This is a genomic window from Oceanobacillus alkalisoli (assembly GCF_021556485.1).
GTDB classification, from domain to species: domain Bacteria; phylum Bacillota; class Bacilli; order Bacillales; family Amphibacillaceae; genus Oceanobacillus; species Oceanobacillus alkalisoli.
Genome location: NZ_JAKGBW010000030.1, coordinates 1 through 6,953 on the forward strand (window position 1 = coordinate 1; position 6,953 = coordinate 6,953).

The 6,953-nt window shown below is 41.2% G+C and carries 6 protein-coding genes; 5 read left to right on the forward strand and 1 reads right to left on the reverse strand.

Annotated elements, in window-relative coordinates:
* Positions 1–201: 201 nt before the first annotated feature.
* Positions 202–1,026, reverse strand: a complete 825-nt coding sequence (locus tag LZD48_RS18225; protein ID WP_235764116.1) for an alcohol dehydrogenase catalytic domain-containing protein — start codon at positions 1,024–1,026, stop codon at positions 202–204.
* 253 nt (positions 1,027–1,279) lie between these two features.
* Between LZD48_RS18225 and LZD48_RS18230 the strand changes: the two genes are divergently transcribed.
* From LZD48_RS18230 to LZD48_RS18250, 5 genes are all read left to right on the forward strand, one after another.
* Positions 1,280–1,615 carry a TetR/AcrR family transcriptional regulator gene (locus LZD48_RS18230; RefSeq protein ID WP_235764117.1) on the forward strand — a complete coding sequence of 112 codons (336 nt, stop codon included), beginning with the start codon at positions 1,280–1,282 and terminating at the stop codon, positions 1,613–1,615.
* 214 nt (positions 1,616–1,829) lie between these two features.
* Complete coding sequence (locus LZD48_RS18235) at positions 1,830–2,699, forward strand: ATP-binding protein (protein WP_235764118.1); 870 nt, start codon at positions 1,830–1,832, stop codon at positions 2,697–2,699.
* A 15-nt stretch (positions 2,700–2,714) separates the two neighbouring features.
* Complete coding sequence (locus tag LZD48_RS18240; RefSeq protein WP_235764119.1) at positions 2,715–4,631, forward strand: vWA domain-containing protein; 1,917 nt, start codon at positions 2,715–2,717, stop codon at positions 4,629–4,631.
* A gap of 195 nt (positions 4,632–4,826) precedes the next feature.
* Positions 4,827–6,044 carry an MFS transporter gene (locus tag LZD48_RS18245; RefSeq protein ID WP_235764121.1) on the forward strand — a complete coding sequence of 406 codons (1,218 nt, stop codon included), beginning with the start codon at positions 4,827–4,829 and terminating at the stop codon, positions 6,042–6,044.
* Complete coding sequence (locus LZD48_RS18250) at positions 6,031–6,684, forward strand: YdcF family protein (RefSeq protein ID WP_235764120.1); 654 nt, start codon at positions 6,031–6,033, stop codon at positions 6,682–6,684. Before LZD48_RS18245 ends, LZD48_RS18250 begins: the two co-directional genes overlap by 14 nt.
* The last annotated feature ends 269 nt before the right edge of the window (positions 6,685–6,953 follow it).

Sequence of the window (6,953 nt, forward strand, 5' to 3'; positions counted from 1 at the left end):
TACAGCTTGAACCCTTTCATCCAATGTGTGTTTCATTACTTTCTCAGACATAATAAAAACTCCCTTTATAGTAGTAGAGATCTTTTATTATTTCTCTGTCTACTATAAAGGGAGCATATCACAGAGCTTTTGTCCCACTTTATCCTGGTGTAATTGTCCGTAAAACATCCACCTCAAAACTTCCAGTCATGTCGAGAAAGGTTAAGCGGGAGATACCGGACGTCTAACACCTAGGATTTTTGGTTTTGCGGAATCAATGGCTTGATCAAAAGTCGGTTTAACACCGGCAACTTCAAGGGAGGCATCTACTCCATTTGGATATTTTTCTTTAATGAATGTAACTGGGTTAATGTCTTTTGTATTCAGTACCTCTGTTGCGCCAACTTGTGTTGCTTTTTCCAACCGTTCATCAGACAAGTCAAACGCTAAAATTTCTTTTGCTCCGGCTGCTTTGGCTGCACCGATGACGAATAGACCGATTGGACCTGCGCCGAACACGGCAATGGTATCTCCATGTTTAACTCCAGCTTCCTTCACTGCTTGAGCAGAAACAGAAAGAGGTTTTACCAATGCTGCTTTATCCAAGGACAAACGATCTGGAATTGCCACCACATTATTTTCATTCGCTACAAAATATTCGGCGAAAGAACCATCTGTGTGCAGCCCAGCAAAGTAAAATTCATAATAGCGATCAACTAAATCGGAATGATTGCCGGATGTGACGACTGGATTCACAACGACACGATCACCTTTTTTATATGCTGTCACATTTTTACCGACTTCTTCTACAGTCCCTGAGAATTCATGTCCGTGCACGAGTGGGACTTTCTCTCCTGTTAGTGGGTTTGGCTCGTCTACTTGAACAAGCAATGGACCACTTTCATATTCGTGCAAGTCAGTTCCACAATTTCCGGACCAACTGACTTTCACTTTTACATCATTGTTGCCAACTGGTTTAACGTCACGTTCTTCCACACGAACATCTTTATTTTCATACCAGACGGCTGCTTTCATTTTTTCTGTCATTACAATTCCTCCAGAATATTTAATCCTTTTCAAAATGATGTTGCACTTCTCTTTAACTTTATCATTGTTTTGACTAAAGTCGGATAACACAAAAGGTTTTAATGATGCTTAAACAACAGGTATAATAGAATTGTTGAGAAAATATTAGGAGAGCCGATATGAAACAGGACAGACGAGTTGCGCGAACACGTGGAGTGGAGCATTACAACATGCTTATCTTTGCCTGATGAATGTACATCAGGAGCATGAAATTATGGTTTCTATGATTGCCGATGAGGCGGATATCAATCGGGCGACATTTTATGCTCATTTTTCCAATAAAGAAGATTTTCTTGAAGAAATGCTATATGAACTATTGATGGGCTTTGAGCAGGCAATCCTTGATGTCTTTCAAGGAAAGCGAAAGATAAATGCTGCGAAGCTCACTCCAACAACCGAGGTGATGTTTCAATATATTGAAGCACATCAACAAGCTTTTTATGCACTTTCCAAAGGACATCATGATTTTGACAAGCGATTGGAAAAGTTATTTCATGGGTTGTTTACGGAGAAGATTTCATTGAAACAGAATCACCATTATGGGAATTGAATTATGAAATATTCATTCAATACCAGACGAAAGCGACATTAAGTTTGCTGCAATATTGGATCAAATCAAAATATGCGAATAGTAAAGCATACATGATGGAGCAGCTCACTTGCTTTCCAATACAAAAATTAAAAGTTTAAATCGGATATAATGGGCCCGGGTCTGGGACAAATGCTCTGACCCCGTGTCCCGTTTTTGAAAGGAGTAATTGTTGATGGGTTATGTATTGCCAGATGTTGTGCAGGAACGGTTGGAGACGGTGCGGAGGAGAGAACCTGGAGAGTTCGAATATTTGATTCGCCCGGGTGGGTATGTGCCGCCGCATATGGATTTATTAGTGGATGCGATTGTTGCATTAAGCATGGGGAAGAATGTTTTATTGAAAGGTCCGACTGGATCTGGGAAAACGAAATTTGCAGAAACACTATCTCATCTTTTTCAGCAACCGATGTTCAGTGTGAATAGTTCAGTTGATCTTGATGCGGAAAGTTTACTCGGGTTTAAAACATTGGCATATGAAGGAGATAAACAGGTGATTGATTTTGTTCCGGGGCCGGTGACAAATGCAATGAAAGATGGGAGCTTCCTGTACATTGATGAGGTTAATATGGCAAAACCGGAAACACTCCCACTTATTAACGGTGTCCTCGACTATCGCCGTACGATTACGAACCCTTTTACAAATGAAATCATAACGGCAAAAGACGGTTTTGGCGTCATTGCTGCAATTAACGAAGGCTATATCGGGACGGTCCCATTGAATGAGGCATTGAAAAACCGTTTCATTGTGATTGAAGTGCCATATATTGAAGGCGACCAGCTGAAGCAGCTTATTACAACGACAACGAATTTAACAGATGAAAAATTAATCGACTTATTTGTTCGATTATCCGGAGATTTAATCACTGCGGTGTATCAAGGAAAACTACCGGAAGAAGCGGCATCGATCCGCGCATTGCTGGATGCCTGTGATTTAAGTACGCTTATTACGCCAAAGCGAGCGATCCTTCGGGCCATTACCGATAAGCTTGAGGAAGAAAGAGAACGGGAATTTATCGATAATTTAGCTGAAACCTTATTTTAAAAAGGAGAATACAAGATGTATCGTTTCCATGATTCACGGGTGAGAACGAATTATTATATGCAGCTTCAAGACTTAACAACTGTTTTATCAGGAGTTGCAGAATTGAAGTTTGAATATGGTTTTGGCGCTGGGGTGGACCTAATAGAACGAAAAGTAACTGCGAGCAGATTTTGGGAAAAGCTCGAATTGGAAACGCAAGAAGCAGGTTTGAAAAGTGATGTATACCTCCGGGCAATCGGGACGATGCGGTATTCTCATATACCTGATATGCAGGAATATATGCGAGATATTGAAGAAACACATCTGCCGAAATTTGCGGCTCAGCTATTTGCTTTATTTGAAGATATCCGTCTTGAAGAAATTGTTAAAAGTGAGCGTCCGGGAACGACTGGAATATTCCAAACACGGAGAACGTATTTTCAGCACTTCTTTATAAGACAGCTATCTGCAAATGTCACCCGCAGCAGGGAATTGGATGAATTGTTTTGTCTGATTTACTTACTTATTCAATCTGATCATCCTGATCCAGATTTTGCACGGGCCTCGGAACGGGCATTAGAACATCTGGAAATGCTAAAGCCTATGCTCTATTCTATTTATGAAGCAAGAACGAGCAAAGATATTAAAGAAATATGTGAACGAATCGTGTTTCATCTAGATGGTTTATATGAGAAGGACGCTATCAATGAATATTTTATTTTTCCAGTGAGTGAAGTACAGCGATATGAGAAAAATACGTTATTTGATGAACTGACACGTACAGATGAACTTACGAACGATGATGTAGAAGAAGTGAATAAAGAAGAGAGCGAGTATTTTGATGAGACCTTTTCCGCTTGGCACCGGGAGAATAAAAATGAGGATCGCAAGCAGAACTTCTTGCAGTTCGAGCTCGAGCAAGGAACGAAATCGAGTATGCTCGGTGGTGGTGTAAGAGAAACCGAAGATGCTGATCAGGCGATAGCAAGTATTCAAGGTGCAGCTGGGAAAAGTAAGCAGAATGATTATTCGAAAATGGAAGCGCTGGATGAACAAAGTGCGAAAGATGAAAAACAAGGAAGCGAGTCTGTCTATGGCGAAGAAAATACCGATGCTGTAAAGATTGTGAAGGAAGCGGAGGAGCCGAGCCCGGAAGATGAGAAGCTGTACCGCGAATATGTTGCGACAATCGAAATGTATCGGCGCCGGCTTGCCAATACGATTCGTAAAACAATCGAGCATAAGCAGACAAATCCAAGGAAGGACTTGCTCGTTGGCCGCTTATCGAATAAGTTGTTATCTGTCGTTCTTGAGGATAATCCGCGAATCTTTTATAAGAAAGACGAGGAATCTACTGAGTTTGATGCAGTGTTTACCTTGCTTGTTGATTGCTCTGCCTCGATGGTGAATAAAATGGAAGAGACGAAGAAAGGGATTATTCTGTTTCATGAAGTGTTGAAACAATTGAAAATCCCTCATTCCATAATAGGATTTTGGGAGGATGCGAATGAAGTGAGACCGGGACATCTGCCGAATTATTTCCATTTAATTCACTCTCATACAGATTCGTTATATGCCAATAACGGAGCAAAAATCCTTCAACTGGAACCGGAAGAAGATAATCGGGATGGTTTTAGTATCCGAGTAGCGGCGGAGGCACTTGAAGCTCGCCGCGAGAAGAATAAATTCCTGCTCGTTTTTTCTGACGGGGAACCTGCAGCAAGCGGCTATAATCAGAACGGAATCGTCGACACGCATTTAGCTGTTTCAGAAGCGAGGAAAAAAGGAATGGATGTGATCGGGATGTTCCTTGCAGAAGGCGAAGTTGGAGAAAAAGAAGAGTTCACGATGCAAAACATCTACGGCAAAGAACGAATCATGGTACCAACCGTCGCCGAACTACCCGAACACTTCACCCCCCTCCTTAAAAAGCTCCTCCTCAAGACCATTTGAGCAGGACACGGGGTCAGAGCTTTTGTCCCAGTGGAACAGAGGGTCAGAGCAATTGTCCCATTTTTCGGGGGACAATTGCTCTGACCCCAATGTCCCGCTGTGTTATAATGTATAAAATAGAATGAATATTATAGAAAGAAGCGATACATATTGGTGAAGCAGTCTGCTGTTAAGTTACAGCCACAGAACAGAACGATGTATTCGATTTTATTTATTATTGGTCTGACTCATTTGTTGAATGATTCCTTGCAGGCTGTTATTCCGGCAATGTTTCCGATTTTGGAACGTTCCCTCGGGCTTACATTCACGCAGCTTGGATTCATTACATTTACGTTAAATATGGTGGCATCTGTTATGCAGCCGGTTGTCGGTATGTATACAGACAAACGTCCGATGCCTTATGCCCTGCCGATTGGTTTATTGTCGAGCATGTTCGGAATGCTTGGTCTTGCCTTTGCACCGAACCTTCCAACGATTTTAATCAGTGTTGTTTTAATCGGATTAGGTTCTGCAGTTTTCCACCCGGAAGGTTCACGTGTTGCCTATCTTGCAGCAGGGAATAAGCGGGGACTTGCACAATCGATTTATCAAGTGGGCGGAAACAGTGGACAAGCACTTGCGCCTATTATTACTGCCCTTGTTCTTGTGCCGATGGGGCAATTTGGTGCAATTTGGTTTGTACTTGTTGCGTTTATCGCCTCCATGTTTCTTGTCTACATTGCAAGATGGTATGCGGGACAAGTGGAAGTCATAAAGAAAGTGACAGAAAAAGAAAAGAAATCCGCCGCGGAGCCAAAACAAAAGCAAAAACTTCCAAAAGTTATCCGTAATGCTGTGTTATTACTCGTGTTTGTCGTATTCATCCGTTCCTTGTATCATAGTGCGATTTCAAACTACTATGCTTTTTATGCGATTCAAAATTATGGCGTGTCGATCGCAGAATCACAAACCTTCATTTTTGTTTTTCTCCTAACTGGAGCGATTGGTACGTTCGTCGGAGGTCCGCTTGCTGACCGTTTTGGAAAAAAGATTGTTATTATGGGATCTTTACTCGTTCCCGTACCCTTAACAATCTTACTTCCATATGTCGGACCGCTCGTAGCACTTATTTTAATTGGGGTAATTGGAACGCTTATTTTATCCAGCTTTTCAGTGGCTGTAGTATACGGTCAAGAAATGATACCCGGAAAAGTCGGTACAATGTCCGGTTTAATCGTAGGTCTTGCATTTGGTATGGGAGCAGTCGGTTCCGTGTTTTTCGGAAGTTTAATTGACTGGATCGGTTTAAATCCTACAATGATTATCGTATCTTTCTTACCATTACTCGGTTTACTGACGATCAAGCTGCCATCTGATGAAAAGTTAAGACAAATCAACCGAGATTTTGGGAATACAGGATATGTCTCTGAGTAATCTATTAAAAATGCGTTATGTACTTCTGCTATTTTTATTGTTTCTTGTCACGTTCTTTTTCTTATTTTTTCGCTATGGCGGAGAGGTGCTTGTAGTGGAGGATGATTTGGAAGAAGTTGATGAGGCCGTATCGGTCTTACTAATGGGAAGTGTAGGCGACAGGGCTCTAGGTGCAATTGAACTTTATGAAAATGGAAAAGTTGATCAAATAGTAATGGTTCGGTCTCATCTTGCTGGGCATGAATTGTTAGAAGAAAATAACATTTCTATCCCAGGGGATGCGGAATTAAGCAAGAAGGTTTTAACTGATTCTGGTGTCCCAGAAGATAAAATAACGATCATTCCAGGAGATGCAGAGAGTACAAAAGACGAAGCGCTCGCTATTAGAAAGTATTTGCAAAATCATCCGGAAATTGATCAGTTGATTCTTACGACATCCAAATTTCATTCCTATCGTTCCAAGCTGATTTTTAATAAGGCACTGAAAGACGAAAATATCACCATCTATGCTGCCCCAACACCATATGATCCATACGAAGCGACCGGGTGGTATAGAGACCGGGAAGATATTTGGCGCGTCGCAACAGAATACATGAAACTAGCACACTATTTCTTTATGGAACAATTTCAAATGAATTGAAGCGGGACACGGGGGCAGAGCGAGGCCACTGAAAAACTCCTGTTTTTTAATGGGAGGTAAGTCAAACTAAAATAAGAGAGCTTTTTATGTGTTTTTTCATAAAAAGCTCTCTTATTTACCTAATATCTTCCCTATTTTTGGTCTATTAGCTTCATGATTCTTTTTATATTTGTCGCAAATATCGTGGTTGCTCCTTGTATCTCCATGCCGAATAGACCCGAGTCAGTGGCTTTATTGTACCCGTGTCGATTTTTTAATTCACTATTTTT

Bases quoted from the DNA above. Each gene is read 5' to 3' on its own strand.
- LZD48_RS18225 (WP_235764116.1), bottom strand. From the start codon at position 1,026: ATGACAGAAAAAATGAAAGCAGCCGTCTGGTATGAAAATAAAGATGTT.
- LZD48_RS18230 (WP_235764117.1), top strand. From the start codon at position 1,280: ATGGTTTCTATGATTGCCGATGAGGCGGATATCAATCGGGCGACATTT.
- LZD48_RS18235 (WP_235764118.1), top strand. From the start codon at position 1,830: ATGGGTTATGTATTGCCAGATGTTGTGCAGGAACGGTTGGAGACGGTG.
- LZD48_RS18240 (WP_235764119.1), top strand. From the start codon at position 2,715: ATGTATCGTTTCCATGATTCACGGGTGAGAACGAATTATTATATGCAG.
- LZD48_RS18245 (WP_235764121.1), top strand. From the start codon at position 4,827: ATGTATTCGATTTTATTTATTATTGGTCTGACTCATTTGTTGAATGAT.
- LZD48_RS18250 (WP_235764120.1), top strand. From the start codon at position 6,031: ATGTCTCTGAGTAATCTATTAAAAATGCGTTATGTACTTCTGCTATTT.